We start from the raw sequence: 14,706 nt of genomic DNA, 5'->3' as shown, positions 1-14,706 counted from the left end.
AACAATAAAAGCACTGTGCCGCATACGTTTAGAATCAAGTTGTGTCTCATTTTTTTTTCTTTGTTTTGAGGTGTAACATTTTGATACAAAAGTACACACTTGATTCAGGAAAAGGAATAGTTGGTTGTTTTATATAATGAAAATAGAAAGTTGACGTATTGTAATATATTTATTATTAAGAAGTTGCTTGTTTGATGACGTATCTCTTGTATAATGTGTAAGCACTCGGGAAATGAACCTGAACAAACCTGAGTGAACCTGAGCAAACCTGGAACTTAAAGAGTTACCGCTGCTATCTCCATAATTTTAGCTTCAAACTGTTCGTTGGACACGATGGATTTATTCTTTACCCGTGTTTTGTAGGTGTTGATGGTGTGGACGGAATAGTTCAGGAACTTGGCGATGCGTTCGCTTTCGCAGATGCCCAGACGGATGAGGGCGAAGATGCGCATTTCGGGAGTGAGTGACTGGCCATTCTCATTATGGCTGTTTTCTCCGGGAGGAAAGAGTTTGTTATAGGCAGTAATGAACCCTGGAAATAGCTTCAGGAACGTTTCGTCGAAGGAAGCGTACATGTTGTCTCGTTCATTGTTCAGGGTCGATTCTTTGAACGAGGTGCGCAGGTCATCGAATTGCTTGGCAGCAATCTTGCGGTTTATCATCTTGTAGAGATTCTCCATCTTTCCGATATACTCGGAGTTCAGATAGAATGAATAGCCGATATATTCGTCCTTGATGTTGTTGGCTTCGGACAACTGTTCGTTGATCTGTTGCAGTTGCTGGTTGCGCTCCACAATGGTTTGCCGGGCGGTACGCAGTTTCTTCATCTGCTTGTAGATGATGAGGGTGGCGGTGAAAAGCAGAATGAAGAGTATGGAGAAGAGTGTGATGCCGCCGATGAGCACGTTGCGTTGCTTCTTTACAATGTCGAAGCGGTCTTGCTCTATGATGGGCAGGATGGAGCCTATTTCTATTTTGCGTTGGCGGGCATTGTAGAAGTTGGCATCTTCAAGGGCCGATTTTACGTATCGGTTGGCACGGTTGATGTCTCCACGCTCATAGAGCAGCCCGGCCAGCACGCGCAGGGCGGTTGTCTCTTTCGTTGCCGAGCGGATGTCACCGATAGCGGCGTGTATCAAGTAAGTGAGTGCTTGCTCTTCATCCCCCTGTTCACCGTATACCCATCCCAGACTGGATGCGATGATGGCTTCGGTGTGTGGGTCTACATCTTTTCGCTGTAACATGGTTTTGAAGGAGTAGATACAAGCATCGTATTGTCGTTCTTTCATCTGCTTCTGGCTGGTGAAGTACCACCACTTCACTCCCCTTTCCGGTAAAAGGGTTAATAAAGAGTCCGTATAAAGGCTGCCCTTCCTGATGTATTCGTCCTGGAAAGGAGCTTCGTGGTTATAGTCGGCAATGTCATAATAGAGTCTGCTATATAAGGAATAATAGGAAATTTTGTTGGCAAGCGGGACATGGCTGATATCGATCTTTCCTATTACGTCGAAGGCTTCTTTAAACAAGCCCGATGAAAGCAGGCAGAAGACAATGGCTCCGTTGGATTCGGCTATGTATCCTGGATTTTGCAAACGTTCGGCCAGTTGCAAAGAGTGGTGGGCGTATGAATAGGCAGAATCATATTTATAAGATTTGTACTCCTCGAAAAGGTGGATGCTGGCTTCGTAGCGTTTTTCATCAGATACGGATTTTCCAAGAACCCGACGCCATTCGGCAATTCGGGCTTCTTTCTTATCGACATATTCAGTACTTTTCTCCAGATACTGGTCCAATTGTATGAGCAATGTGTCTAACGGCGAAGAAGCTGAAAATCCTTTTAGGCCGATGGTGAGCAATAAAAATAGAAAGAGGAGTTTTAGTTTCATTGTGTTATGGGTTTGCTTTTCCGTATTTCATGATGAACTCTATCGGGCGGTCTGTGGCTATGATGTCAACGCCCAGGTCTACCGCTTTCTGGTTGTCTTCTGTCTTGTCGTCCAAGCCTAAGACTAAAGCCAGTACCTGCAAGTTGTACTTACGGCATTTCTCTACAAATTGCGGGGTGAGGGAGTCAATCCATGCGACGGCGATGTTGGCACCTACTTCTTTTGCAATCCGTTCTAAGTCTTTTTCGCTTCTGGCGTACGCTTGCAATGTTTTTACTTCGGGTGCTATCTTCTTGAACGCTTTGATGTCTTCTTCCTGGCTGAAGGTGAAGTTGCAGTTTTCCAGCATGCCTTCGGACTTGATGAGGGCCAATAGCTGCTGCAGGTCACCGTTGCGGTAGTCGATAGTAACTCTTAGTCCGCTTTCTTTAGCTCTGCGCAGCAGGTCTTCAAAACGTAGCACCCGCTGTCCGGCAAATTCGGGAGCAAACCAGGAGCCGGCATCCAGCGTGTCGATGTGGGCAGACATCCAGTTGACGATATCGCCTGTCCCGTTGGTGGTGCGGTCCAGCGTAGAGTCGTGCAGGACGTAGAAGACGCTGTCTTTGCTGATGCATACGTCGCACTCCATGTTGCCTACGCCATATTTGATGCATGAATCTACGGCCGCCATTGTGTTTTCGGGAGCAATGGCGCTGGCGCCGCGGTGTGCGCTGGTCATAGGTATCTTGGCAGGTGTGGTCCGTCGCTGAGTACACCCGGACCCAAGTAAAATGATGGCAAATAGTATATATAATAACCTCTTCATGCTTTGACTGATTTACGTTACAAAAATACTAAAATATATTGTTTATTAGGATGATTTCTATTGGTTTTTAGGAAATTGGCTTGTCGAATGTGTCGAATGGATAAGTAGTCTGCCTGCAGAAATAAAAAAAGGAGTACCGCTGTACTCCAACCTTTGTTAACCTTAAATCTAATACTATGAAAAAAATCACATTGCAAATGTAAGGCTTCAGGCAATATCTTCCAAATTTGGGTTTACGTCTTCTCTCTCTTTTATAATTCTTTCACTGAATTTCACTGTTTTCGTGCACGATGTGTCTTTTTGATTACAATACAAGGTGAGTTGTAGCTAAATGATAATTCTCTTCGGGGTGGAGATAGGGAAAGAGGATAAAAGCAAAAGATAGGGTAAGAAATGTGGGGCGATGGTTGCAAAAGTTGCAAATCTGTTTCAATCGTTTCACAGAACCTTTCAGGCCTTGAAAAGAGTTGGAATTGGCCGCTATTATTAAATTTATATATTCTATTTTTGTTGACATACAACGCGAAGTTATGGAGAAACGCACTTATATATATGTTCTTTGGCTACTCTTTTTTTGTATTATATCAGGGGCGGCAGTAGGGCAGAATAAGTGGACGGAAATCTATAATCGGGTGTTGGCGGATGAGCAAGTGCCGGATAGGGAAGAAGTTTTGATATTGATTCAGCATCATAACGAAGAACCTCAAAGGCTGGAAAGCTTGTTACGTTATCTGAACGAAGGCAGAGCTTACGCTTATTTGTCAAAGCATTTGCTTCCGAGGATTGAAAGGAGAGAAAGAGTAAGAGATACATTATACATGGCAGCATTGAAACTGCCGGAAACTACTTCGTTAATAATGGGACAGATACAGCAAAAATCGTTTGTTGTATCTGAAAATAGAGAGGAAAGAAAAGAGGAAAAGCCGGCGCCGTCTCACAAAACGGTGCTGGCGATAAAGAACAACCTGCTTTACGACCTGGCCTTGGCTCCGAATATAGAAGTAGAGTTGCCAATGGGGCAACGTTGGTCTTTGAATGTTGAGTATAAATGTCCTTGGTGGTCGAGCAGCCGGAACGATTTCTGCTATCAGCTCATTTCAGGAGGAGTAGAAACGCGCTACTGGTTAGGAAACCGTCGTACACGTAGAAGATTGACCGGCCATTTTCTGGGAATATATGCCGAAGGTGGTGAATATGATTTCCAGTTGAAGGAGGAAAAAGGATACCGGGGTAAATACTATGCGGCTGCAGGAGTGACTTACGGCTACACACATCCGATGTCCCGGCATCTGGCCATTGAGTTTAGTATAGGTATCGGCTATTTGGATACGGAGTACCGTGAATACACTGCTTATAATAACAGCCTGGTCTGGACCAGCAGTGGGAAGTATCATTTCATTGGGCCTACAAAAGCTAAAGTTTCTTTGGTGTGGCTCATAACGGCAAGGAGATGAAGAGAATGAAAAGCGTGCATTGTATATTTCTGATGCTTTTCTCCGGGCTGTTGCTGGTGTTGGAGGGATGCGAATTCCGGGATATGTTGGACGATTACCCTGTCAGCGGAGTTCAGGTCAAGCTGGACTGGACGGGGGTGACGGACAAACTGCCGGGGACGATGCGGGTCATCTTTTATCCGAAAGATGGTGATGGCAGAAAGATTGATACTTTTATGGATGCCGGAGGAGGAGAGTTGAAAGTCCCGCCGGGACGCTATGCAGTAGTTGCCTACAATTATCTCACCGAAAGCGTACAGATACGGGGCGATGAGAGTTACGAAACGATTGAAGCTTTTACGGGGCATTGCACGGGGGTGAATGCGGATGAGGATATGGTCTGGTCGCCCGACCCCTTGTATGTGGTTGCTGTGGATGAAGTAGAAATAGAACAGAGTGATGTGGCACTCCGGTTGGAGTGGAAGCCGGAAGCGGTGGTGAATAGTTACTCTTTTGATATAAAGGTTGAAGGTTGGGACAGGATTTCAAATGTTGTTTGCTACGTAGATGGCTTGAATGGAAGCTGTTTTATGGGAAAACATACTTGCGGGCTGAGTGAAAAACCGATATGCGTAGATACAAAACAAGAAAACGGGTTGTTGTGGGGCTATTTCTCGCACTTTGTATTGCTGAAAGATGCTAAAACCCGCGCTGCCAGTCCGATGAAGCTGACGTTGAAGATTGTGAAACGGGACAATACGGTTCAGGCTTTGGAGGTGGATATTGAAGACTTGATTGCACCTCCTCCTGTCGGGGGAGGCGAAGGAGAGCCCGATGTTGAGCCTGGTACGGAAATACATATTGAAGTTCCGGTTCCGGATGGTGAGATTGTGGTAGATGAGTTGGAACCGGGTACCGGTGGAGAAGGCAGCGGCGGAATTGGTGGTGATGTAGGTGATTGGGACGATGAAACGAATGTGGATTTGCCCGTGAATTGAAAGCAAATAAATATATTAACTATAAAAACAAACTATTATGAAGAAGATTTTATTAGTAGCGTTGGCAGCAGCCGGAATGGTTAGCTGTTCACAGAATGAGGAGATTGAGAATGCCGGACAGAAGGCGGAGATCAGATTTGGAACAGCGGTAAGTACTACTACAAGAGCAGCAGTTACTGATTTGACAGAATTGAAAAAAGCAGATGTAGGATTTACTGTATATGCCTATAATTCAGGCAGTAGTGAAATGAATGCTGTAACAGCAGGTACTGATATGAAAGCATTTATGACTGGTGCAAAAGCAACCTTTGCCAGCACAGATTGGAATTTAACTGGTGGTCCATATTATTGGCCGTTGACAGATAAAATTCAGTTCTTTGCGTATGGAAATCCTGGTACTGCTACTTTGGCGTATAGTGCACCGGATGCCAGCAATAAATTTCCTTCTATTACTTATACAGTAGCGGATGTAGCTGCACAGACAGACTTTGTTGTTGCAAGTGCACTCGATGCTAATAAGACAGACGATGCAAGTGGTGTTTCTCTGGCATTCACTCATGCGCTCACTCAAATAAACTTTACCATTAAAACAGCTGATGCCTTGACTTATAAATTGAAATCACTTTCAATATCAGGAGTATATAGTAAGGGAACTTATGATTTTGGTACTTCAAAATGGACCGCACAAGCAGAACCTGCTACTTATGCACATACAATTGATGCTTCTGGTTTGGAAGTGCTTCAAGCAGGTAAAGAGATCAATGCTGCTTGGATGCTAATGCCTCAAACTTTACCAACTACCGGTGCTGCAATCAATTTAACATATGATATTTATAATAAAGATGTTCAAATAGGTGATGTAACCTCCTCCATTGATTTGAAGGAAACGACAGCTTGGGAACCTGGTAAGAAGATACGATATACATTGACCTTAGCAAATGGAGGTGCAAAGGTAACCTTTGTTGTTCCTGAACTTGGTGCATGGAATACGACGGATGACACTAATGTAGAAAAATAAAACTACCCTCTAATTATTCCCCGAAAACCTCTTTCTCGAAGTTTTCGGGGAATATAGTTTTTTTTCTGGTATTATCTGTTTATATTTGTCGCAGCAAACAAGCAAGCTATAAACACTTAATACTACAATGCCAAATTCCTCCGTATGTGGAGCAACCAACATTGATTGTCACAGCTGTTCTAAAGCTACTGACAATATCATTATTTACGCCTCCCATCCGAGGGGTTTTCACCTTCCTGCACAGAAATGTGAAGAGAATATCTTGATTTTTTTGTTGAAAGGAGAAGTACTTGTTAATAGTAATGAGTACGCGGGAACCACTTTGCATGCCGGCGAGTTTATTCTTCAGGCAATAGGTTCGAAGTACGAAATTCTGGCTATGACCGATGTGGAATGCGTCTGCTATCGTTTCGAACAACCGAGATTCTTCTGTGAAACCCGCTATAAACATATTGCAAATGAGGTGGAACCTCCCCTGATTTATTCCCCTTTAAAGATCAAGCCCGAAGTGCAATACTTCCTGGATGCTTCCAAATCCTACATGCGGGAAGCTCGGATTTGCAAGGAACTGCTGGCATTCAAGCAAAAGGAATTGGGATTCCTCTTGGGACAGTATTATTCGGATTATGAGCTTTCCATGCTGGTGCATCCTCTCTCCAAATATACCAACAGCTTTGAGTATTTCGTACTCAAAAACCATAATAAGGTCAAGACGGTAGAAGAACTGGCAAAGTTGGGAGGATATACTACTACAACATTCCGCCGTATCTTCACTTCCGTATTCCATCAACCGGTTTATGAGTGGATGCAGGAGCGTCGCAGAGAGGGCATCATGTACGAACTGCAACACACGGATGCCACTATTTCCGAAATTTGCTATAAATACGGTTTCGAATCCTTGCCCCACTTTTCTAACTTCTGCAAGAAGAACTTCGGTCTTTCTCCCCGTTTGTTGCGAACGGCGGGGAAGGAGGCATCTCAGGTTCCGGCCAATCTATAAAACTATTAATAGGTTAAACAGGAACAATAGATAATTAATTTCTTGATTTTATTCAGAAGCTTAAGGCATATTGTTTCCATTCTGGTTCGGCCACTCCATCGGGCTAACTTAATCAATACTTCTTCATTAGTGGGTTCCCAAAATCCCAATACAAGGGTTTCGGTGTTGAAAATATGTAGCAGGCAGTTGTGGGTTAAAATAAAAAGGAGTTGGTCTCTATAGAGTATGCTGAATATATCTTCAATGTCTAACCAGTATTCCACAACGGCTTCACTATTGGAATCGGAAGGCGGAGAGAGAAACAAAATCTGATTGTCCTCAATAATGAGATTGTATTGCATGTTCAATGGAGCAAGGATCTTCATTATTTGACTTTCAGTCTGCCGTTTCATTGTGCGGACAACGTTAAATAGTTCTTCATCAAGGGTTTTCATATTATCCTTAGATTTTAAGTATATAATTGCCCTTGTTCCTTTTAAGCAAAAAGAAGTCGGACGTGCTACTGCATATCTATCCGACGAAAGGTACTGGTATACCCGAACTACTAATAAATATGTTCACACGACCGACCTTAAGTCGCCCGCATGAAACAAATTCATTGAAGTAGTTCTCTTTGACTTAAATAAAATTACCAGTTTTTTCGTCGTCAAAAAATTGCTTCAATACGCCGTATTTCTCCTCGGCTTACGGTGCAAATATACTGCATTTATTCCAAAATGCAGACATTTCACCCTTATTTTCTTTTAGAATATCTATAGTTTTAGTAAAGTCTTTTGTGCTTTCACTATACTTGAAGTAGTATTTCAGTATATTTATCCTATTATCCATTTACTGCCCGGTATGTACGAGATAATCTTTGTCGATACAAAACAACAGGCAAATGTGGTTACCGCAATGCATGGTATGGCAGCAACGGTGGGCAATCCTAACGTATGCTTGAACACGGTTACCCACAGTCCGAGCCAGAAGATGTGCATAAGATATATACCGTAGCTGAGTTTCGACATTTCTGTTATGATCCGCGGAGGATTCGGGCGGTTGATGCATGTGAACATAAGGAACGTGCCCGCAGTGAGAATCACACAGTTGATAGTGCAGAAAGCCCATCCTATTTCTATTACGGGGGTGGTAAGCGTTTCTCCGGGTATAGCCTGGACATAGAATGAGTAAATAGTCAGTGCAGCTCCCACAATCATTAAGACGGTTCCTATGGTTAGGCGTTTGGAGCGGTCCCACGTAAGGTGTACGCGGATATAATGCGCCAGTACGAGGTATCCCAGGTAGCCCGAGAAGTACCATAGCATGTGGTATTCGTTCCAGAAACATTGTCCCCATACCTCACCGAACCATCGGTTGAGGTACGGCATGCAGGTCGATATCAGGAACAGGCATATAAAGAAAAGTTCTTCTTTGGCTGTGGCTTTGCTCAGCCAGGGAGATATCATGGGGATGAAGAGGTAAAGGCTGATCAGTGGATACATGAACCAGAAATGCCCGGCCTGCGAAGGGAAGTTCAGCAGGATGCGCGACAGGTCATTTACAGAGGTTTCCCCGTCTATCTGTCCCCACAGCAGGGGCAGCGTGCTGTATAGTATCATAAAGATGAAGAATGGCGGCAAGATGCGGGTGAAGCGTCGGCGGTAGAATTGCCAGGTGGTCTGTTCTTCCTTCATCGGCACAAGAAGAAAGGCGGAGACTATCATGAACAAGGGGACTGCCATGCGTGAAAAACCGTCGTATACAGACACCCAGAGTCGGTCGGCCTCGTTTGCAAGATAGGACTGCGGTCCTGCCATATCTGTAGAGCCGGCAGCGCCATAGAAATTCTCACTGGCGTGCACCACTATCACAAGGAAGCATGCAAACACGCGTACATAATCTAAAAATACAATACGTTTCATCTTTTTGGGGAGCTCTTTTGAGCATTCATAACGGGAATGCTTCGTTGATATTCCGGATAACTGTCTTACAGTGGGAGACAAAGATAAATAGAAAAACTGATAACTAACAAGTTTGTAACAAAATAAAAGACCGCATCAAGGTAGTTCAATGCGGTCTTTATTTATATAGAATAAGTCTTTCCTTCTTATTACTTCACAATCCCTTTGGATGCTCTGATGAAGTTGATGATATTATGTATCTCATCGCTCATCGGCACTTGGTCTTCAATCTTCTGCAAGGCATCGTGTATGCTGAAGTTGCCTTGGTACACCAAACGGTAGGCGTTCACGATATGTCTCAGTATGCGCTCGCTCACTTCGTGCTTGTGCTGAAGTACGGCAGCATTGATACCGTGATATTCTGCGGGATTCCCGTTCATGATGACATAGGGAGGGACATCTTTCGAGATGCGGCAACCGCTCTGTATCAATACCCAGCTTCCGATGTGGGAAGCCTGGTGCAGGATGACGTTGCTACTCAAGATGGTGAAGTTATCTATCTGACACTCTCCGGCTACGGTCGTCTTGATGCCCAATACACAATGATTGCCTATCTGCACGTCGTGGCAGAGGTGTACACCGTCCATCAGGTAGTTTTCATTGCCGATGCGGGTGCAGCCGCCTTCATACGTAGCGCGGCTGATCACTACATTTTCGCGGATGTCATTGTTGTCGCCAATAACCAACTGGCTCTCATCACCTTCGTAATGGAAGTCTTGCGGCTCGGTGCCCAACACGGCGCCGTGATGCACTCTGTTTCCTTTTCCCATGCTGGTACCTTTAAGGATCTTGGCACCGGACATGATTACGCAATCGTCACCGATTTCCACACCCCCTTCGATATAAGCGAAAGGCTGGATCGTTACATTCTTACCGATTTTTGCGGTAGAATCTACATAAGCTAATGGACTAATCATAATAATTAGGTATTAAGTTATTCTCTTCCTCCTCCAAGCGCCTGATACAAGCTTACTACGGCCTGCATGCAGTCGAATGTGTCTGATACCTCAGAAAGTTGTGCGCTGAGATAAGATTGCTCAGAAGACAGGACTTCCAGATAGGTTGACGTGCCTAAGTTAAACAATTCTTTTGTATCTTCCGAAGCTTTACGGGCAGAATTAACTTGAATCTGACGTGAAGCGGTCTTTTCGGCTACCATTTGGTACTGATACAGGGCATTGCTTACTTCGTTTCCGGCTTTCAGTAGAGCTGTCTGGAACTGAATCTTTGCCTGCTCTTCCTGTGCCTTTGCCTGTTTCAGACGGGCGATGTTGGCACCACGGTAGAACAACGGTTGAGTCAGTGAGCCGATAGCGGAAGCCAGTAACTTACCGGGATTGACGATTGCCGAACCGGCGCTGTTGGTCCAGCCTGCCGAACCGTTCAGCGTAATTTGAGGATAGAAGGCAGCACGTGCACTGTTGGTGCTGTAATAACTTGCAGCCAACGACATTTCGGCGGCTTTCACGTCCGGGCGGTTGGACAGCAGTTGCAAGGGAATGCCGGCAGAGAACTCCGTAGGCAGTTGTTGCTGTTCCAGCGTGCTGCGAGTGATGCTTTGTCCCGGCTGGTTCAGCATCAGGCACAGTGCATTTTCGGTTTCGCGGATGCTCTGGCGTATGCCGGGCAGGGAGGCCATGACTTGGGCATAGGCAGTGCGGCTCTGCTCTACGGCAGCGGAAGTAGTGCCGTAGATACCTGCATCCTTCATGGCTTGCACGGTTTCCAGATTCTTCTTCAGGATGTCCGCAGTACCTTCGGTGATTTGCAACTGGCGGTCGAGCATCAGCAAGGTATAGTACATATTGGCTACGTTGGCAATGACTTGCGTCTGTACTGCTTGTTCGTAGAATTGGGTCTGCTTCAACGACACTTGTGCGCCGCGCTTCGGGTTCAGCAACTGGCCGAAGAGGTCGATTTGCCAACTTGCCGTTACGGGCAGTGAGTAAGTCTGTGTAGCTTTTCCTTTGTCCCAGCTGCTGACGGTTCCTTGCGGAGACAGTGCCAGCATGGGTGCGTAAGCCAACCGTGCAGACAGAAGGGCTGCTTCTGCTTTCTTCACGTTCAGGGCTGCACTGCGCAGGTCGGCATTGTTGGCGAGTGCTTGTTCAATCAGTGTTTGCAACTGTGGGTCTGTGAACACTTCCCTCCAAGGCAGGTTACCGAAGTTGGCTGTATCTGCGGCAAGCGTATCGTTTACGGCAGTCGTATCGCGATACAGTCCGGCAGCCGTGATATCATCGGGTCTGTCGTATGATTTGTAGATGTGGCAACTGCTCAATAAGGCAGTTGCACACATCAAAGTTATAATTTGTTTCTTCATATTCTTTCAAGTATCTTCTACTTACTACTATCTACTAACTACTTACTACTTAGTATACTGTTCAATTTCCGGTTCAGCATCGGAGTTGTCCACATCTTCCCATTCCATCGGCTTGAATTTCTCTTGCAGATACTGGAAGGCTACGAACAGGGCGGGCACTACGAAAATCTGCAATATCATACCGATTAACATACCGCCGATGGCCGAGGTACCCAGTGTACGGTTACCATTGGCTCCTGCACCGGTAGCAAGCATCAACGGAATCAAACCTACGATCATGGCCAGAGACGTCATCAAGATAGGACGAAGACGGGCGGCAGCACCCAGTACGGCGGCCCATGTAATGCTCATACCCATCTTGCGGCGTTCGAGGGCGAACTCTACAATCAGGATGGCATTCTTTGCCAACAGACCCATCAACATGATCAATGCAATCTGCATGTAGATATCGTTGGACATGGAGCCCATAATCATCTTCATAAAGGAGATGTTACCGATGGCACTCATACCGTTGACAAACAGGAAGCTACCCAGCAAACCGAACGGAATGGACAGCAATACGGAAAGCGGCAGGATGTAGCTTTCGTACTGTGCACTCAGCAACAGGTAAACGAACACGAAGCAGAGCACGAAGATCAGGCCGGTGGTGCTGCCACTGGTTTCGGACTCTTCACGCGCCATACCACCAAGCTCATAAGCAAAGCCGGTAGGCAGGTTTTCCTTCGCAACTTCGGAGATGGCAGCCAGTGCCTGACCTGAAGTATAACCGCTGGCAGGAGCAACCATCACCTTCATAGAGGTATAAAGGTTGAAACGGCTGATGATATCCGGTCCGTACACCTTCTTGATAGAAACGAATTGGGTGATGGGTGCCATCTCATTGCCGTTGCGCACCTTGATGCTCGACAGGGATTCGAGGTTCTTCGTTGCCTCGGGTTCGGCTTGTATCATTACGCGGTACATCTTACCGTAGCTGTTGAAGTTAGAAGCATACAGACCGCCGAAGTATCCCTGCATGGTGCTGAGGATGTCGCTTGGGCTGAGGCCTGCTTTCTTACAGGCTGCTGCGTCGATGTCCAGCATATACTGCGGGAAGTTCGGGTTGAAGCTGGTCTTGGCGGAGTTGATTTCGGGACGTGCTTCCAGGGCGGCAGTGTAACTGTTTACCACGTCGAAGAAGTGGTTCAAGTCACCACCGGTCTTATCCTGCATGTTCAACTCGATATCGCTGGATGCAGAGTAACCCGGAATCATAGGCGGAGTAAAGAACAGCACCTGTGCTTCCTTTATAATCTTCCTTGCACGCATGAAGAGCGTGATATAAACAATGTTGGAGTTCTGCATGGTGGAGCGTTCTTCCCAGTTCTTCAATTTGATGATGATAGAACCGTAGGAAGGTCCCTGGCCGCCGATAAAGCTATAACCGGAGATTAAGGTACGTGATTCGACGGCAGGTTCGGCAGCCACCAGGCTGTCCACACGGTGCAGCACTTCCTGGGCGCGTTCCTGTGATGTGCCCGGAGGCAGGGTTACTACACCCATGATAGTACCTGTATCTTCGTTAGGCACCATACCGGTCGGGGTAATCTTCATGAAGAAAATCAGCAATACGATGGAACCTACTACCAGACCTAAAGACAACCACTTCTTCTGGATGAAGAAGAGCACGCGCTTTTTGTACTTCTGCAACAGGTTGTCGTAAGTGGTATTGAATGCCGTATGGAAGCGGCTTACGAAGGTCGATTTCTTTTCGCCGTGTTCTTCGTGGGGTTTCAGGAAGATGGCACACAATGCCGGACTCAGCGTCAATGCATTCAAAGCCGAGAAACCGATAGCGATAGCCATCGTCAGACCGAACTGGCGGTAGAACGTACCTGCCGTACCACCCATGAAGCTTACCGGGATAAACACGGACATCATGACCAGCGTAATGGAAACGATAGCACCACCCAATTCACTCATGGCGTCGATGGAAGCGGCACGGGCAGACTTATACCCCTGGTCCAGCTTCGCATGGACGCCCTCGACGACGACTATGGCATCATCGACCACAATCGCAATGGCGAGCACCATCGCAGAGAGGGTCAGCAAGTTGATACTGAAACCAATCAGTTTCAATACGAAGAACGTAGCAATCAGGGCTACCGGGATGGCAATGGCCGGAATCAACGTGGAACGCATATCCTGCAAGAAGATATATACCACGATAAATACCAGGATAAATGCCTCGATCAATGTCTTCACAACCTCGTGGATAGAGGCGAAGAGGAAGTCGTTGGCACTCTGGGCAACGTTTATCTTCAAGCCCGAAGGCAGTTTATCGGAATAGCTGTCCAGCAGTTTTTCAATGTCACTGATAGTCTGTGTAGCATTGGTACCTGCCATCTGGAAGATGATACAGCTGACGGCCTTATGACCGTTTACGGTATTGTTGAAGCTATATGTCAGACGTCCCAGCTCAATTTCGGCAATATCTTTCAGACGGAGCACTTCGCCGTTTTCCAGCGCTTTGACAACAATGTTCTCGAACTCCTGCGGCTGTTGCAAACGTCCTTTATAGCGGATGGTGTATTGGAATGACTGCTTGCCTCGTTCACCGAACTGTCCCGGAGCGGCTTCAATGTTCTGTTCTGCCAATACAGCTGCTACATCGTTAGGTATCAGCTTGTACTGCGCCATGATGTCGGGCTTCAGCCAGATACGCATGGAGTAGTCCGTACCGAGCACCATGGCATCACCCACACCGTTGATACGCTTCACCTCAGGAATAAGGTTGATGTTGGCGTAGTTTTCCAGGAACTCGATGTTGTATTGGTCGGTTTCATCGTAGATGGACATTACCATCAACATGGAAGTTTGTCTTTTCTGTGTCGTTACACCGACTTTGGTTACCTCGGCAGGCAGCAGACCTTGCGCCATAGAGACACGGTTCTGCACGTTGACGGCTGCCATGTCCGGGTCGGTACCCTGCTTGAAGTAAATGGAAATATCGCCGGAACCAGTGTTGGTGGCATTGGAGGTCATGTACATCATGTTCTCCACACCATTGATCTGGTCCTCCAGCGGTGCGATGACAGAGTTCAATACCGTTTGGGCATTGGCACCGGTATAGGTGGCACGTACCGAAACGGTAGGGGGTGCGATGTCCGGATATTGGGTGATAGGCAAGGTTGCCAGACCAATAAGACCCAGTATCACTATCAGGATGGAGATTACCGTTGATAGTACCGGACGGTTAATAAATCTATCTAATTTCATGTTTTCAATGTTTAATGTTCAACGATTAATGATTAGAGTCCA

11 protein-coding genes are annotated in these 14,706 nt (G+C 46.2%); 4 read left to right on the top strand and 7 right to left on the bottom strand.

The annotated features are described in order from the left end of the window. Positions 1-275: 275 nt before the first annotated feature. Both AAE250_RS08775 and AAE250_RS08770 read right to left on the bottom strand, forming a co-directional pair. Complete coding sequence (locus tag AAE250_RS08775; RefSeq protein ID WP_294596459.1) at positions 276-1,886, bottom strand: DUF6377 domain-containing protein; 1,611 nt, start codon at positions 1,884-1,886, stop codon at positions 276-278. 4 nt (positions 1,887-1,890) lie between these two features. Continuing rightward, a complete protein-coding gene (locus AAE250_RS08770) occupies positions 1,891-2,694 on the bottom strand; it encodes a glycerophosphodiester phosphodiesterase family protein (RefSeq protein ID WP_294596456.1) in 804 nt (267 codons plus the stop codon). Positions 2,695-3,224: 530 nt separating this feature from the next. Here AAE250_RS08770 and AAE250_RS08765 point away from each other — a divergent pair. The 4 genes from AAE250_RS08765 (at position 3,225) to AAE250_RS08750 (ending at position 7,143) form a co-directional block, all read left to right on the top strand. Then, positions 3,225-4,148 (top strand): DUF3575 domain-containing protein, encoded by a 924-nt coding sequence (locus AAE250_RS08765; RefSeq protein WP_294596453.1) that lies wholly within the window; start codon positions 3,225-3,227, stop codon positions 4,146-4,148. Next, a complete protein-coding gene (locus AAE250_RS08760) occupies positions 4,145-5,125 on the top strand; it encodes a DUF5119 domain-containing protein (RefSeq protein WP_294596450.1) in 981 nt (326 codons plus the stop codon). The genes AAE250_RS08765 and AAE250_RS08760 overlap by 4 nt, the downstream gene beginning before the upstream one ends. 37 nt (positions 5,126-5,162) lie before the next feature. Further along, positions 5,163-6,143 (top strand): fimbrillin family protein, encoded by a 981-nt coding sequence (locus tag AAE250_RS08755; RefSeq protein ID WP_294596448.1) that lies wholly within the window; start codon positions 5,163-5,165, stop codon positions 6,141-6,143. Positions 6,144-6,270: 127 nt separating this feature from the next. After that, positions 6,271-7,143 (top strand): helix-turn-helix transcriptional regulator, encoded by an 873-nt coding sequence (locus AAE250_RS08750; RefSeq protein WP_294596445.1) that lies wholly within the window; start codon positions 6,271-6,273, stop codon positions 7,141-7,143. Between the two features lie 5 nt (positions 7,144-7,148). On the opposite strand, the gene AAE250_RS08745 is transcribed toward AAE250_RS08750, so the two are convergent. The 5 genes from AAE250_RS08745 to AAE250_RS08725 form a co-directional block, all read right to left on the bottom strand. Beyond that, a complete protein-coding gene (locus AAE250_RS08745) occupies positions 7,149-7,577 on the bottom strand; it encodes a hypothetical protein (RefSeq protein ID WP_294596443.1) in 429 nt (142 codons plus the stop codon). A gap of 378 nt (positions 7,578-7,955) precedes the next feature. Further along, entirely contained in the window at positions 7,956-9,044 is a 1,089-nt protein-coding gene (locus tag AAE250_RS08740; protein ID WP_294596440.1) for an acyltransferase, read from the bottom strand. 188 nt (positions 9,045-9,232) lie between these two features. After that, on the bottom strand, positions 9,233-10,000 hold the full coding sequence (gene lpxA, locus AAE250_RS08735) for an acyl-ACP--UDP-N-acetylglucosamine O-acyltransferase (protein WP_294596437.1): 768 nt from the start codon (positions 9,998-10,000) through the stop codon (positions 9,233-9,235). A gap of 17 nt (positions 10,001-10,017) precedes the next feature. Then, entirely contained in the window at positions 10,018-11,406 is a 1,389-nt protein-coding gene (locus tag AAE250_RS08730; RefSeq protein ID WP_294596434.1) for a TolC family protein, read from the bottom strand. A gap of 45 nt (positions 11,407-11,451) precedes the next feature. After that, on the bottom strand, positions 11,452-14,664 hold the full coding sequence (locus tag AAE250_RS08725) for an efflux RND transporter permease subunit (protein WP_294596431.1): 3,213 nt from the start codon (positions 14,662-14,664) through the stop codon (positions 11,452-11,454). Positions 14,665-14,706: the final 42 nt, after the last annotated feature.

Origin of the sequence: Bacteroides sp. GD17 (assembly GCF_038448625.1) — a bacterium.
Classification (GTDB): Bacteria; Bacteroidota; Bacteroidia; order Bacteroidales; family Bacteroidaceae; genus Bacteroides.
The sequence above is the reverse complement of the archived record's forward strand: the minus strand, read 5'-3'. Positions and strand labels throughout refer to the sequence as shown.

Coding starts and splice junctions, on each gene's coding strand:
- AAE250_RS08775 (WP_294596459.1), bottom strand. CDS start 1,886: ATGAAACTAAAACTCCTCTTTCTATTTTTATTGCTCACCATCGGCCTA.
- AAE250_RS08770 (WP_294596456.1), bottom strand. CDS start 2,694: ATGAAGAGGTTATTATATATACTATTTGCCATCATTTTACTTGGGTCC.
- AAE250_RS08765 (WP_294596453.1), top strand. CDS start 3,225: ATGGAGAAACGCACTTATATATATGTTCTTTGGCTACTCTTTTTTTGT.
- AAE250_RS08760 (WP_294596450.1), top strand. CDS start 4,145: ATGAAGAGAATGAAAAGCGTGCATTGTATATTTCTGATGCTTTTCTCC.
- AAE250_RS08755 (WP_294596448.1), top strand. CDS start 5,163: ATGAAGAAGATTTTATTAGTAGCGTTGGCAGCAGCCGGAATGGTTAGC.
- AAE250_RS08750 (WP_294596445.1), top strand. CDS start 6,271: ATGCCAAATTCCTCCGTATGTGGAGCAACCAACATTGATTGTCACAGC.
- AAE250_RS08745 (WP_294596443.1), bottom strand. CDS start 7,577: ATGAAAACCCTTGATGAAGAACTATTTAACGTTGTCCGCACAATGAAA.
- AAE250_RS08740 (WP_294596440.1), bottom strand. CDS start 9,044: ATGAAACGTATTGTATTTTTAGATTATGTACGCGTGTTTGCATGCTTC.
- lpxA (WP_294596437.1), bottom strand. CDS start 10,000: ATGATTAGTCCATTAGCTTATGTAGATTCTACCGCAAAAATCGGTAAG.
- AAE250_RS08730 (WP_294596434.1), bottom strand. CDS start 11,406: ATGAAGAAACAAATTATAACTTTGATGTGTGCAACTGCCTTATTGAGC.
- AAE250_RS08725 (WP_294596431.1), bottom strand. CDS start 14,664: ATGAAATTAGATAGATTTATTAACCGTCCGGTACTATCAACGGTAATC.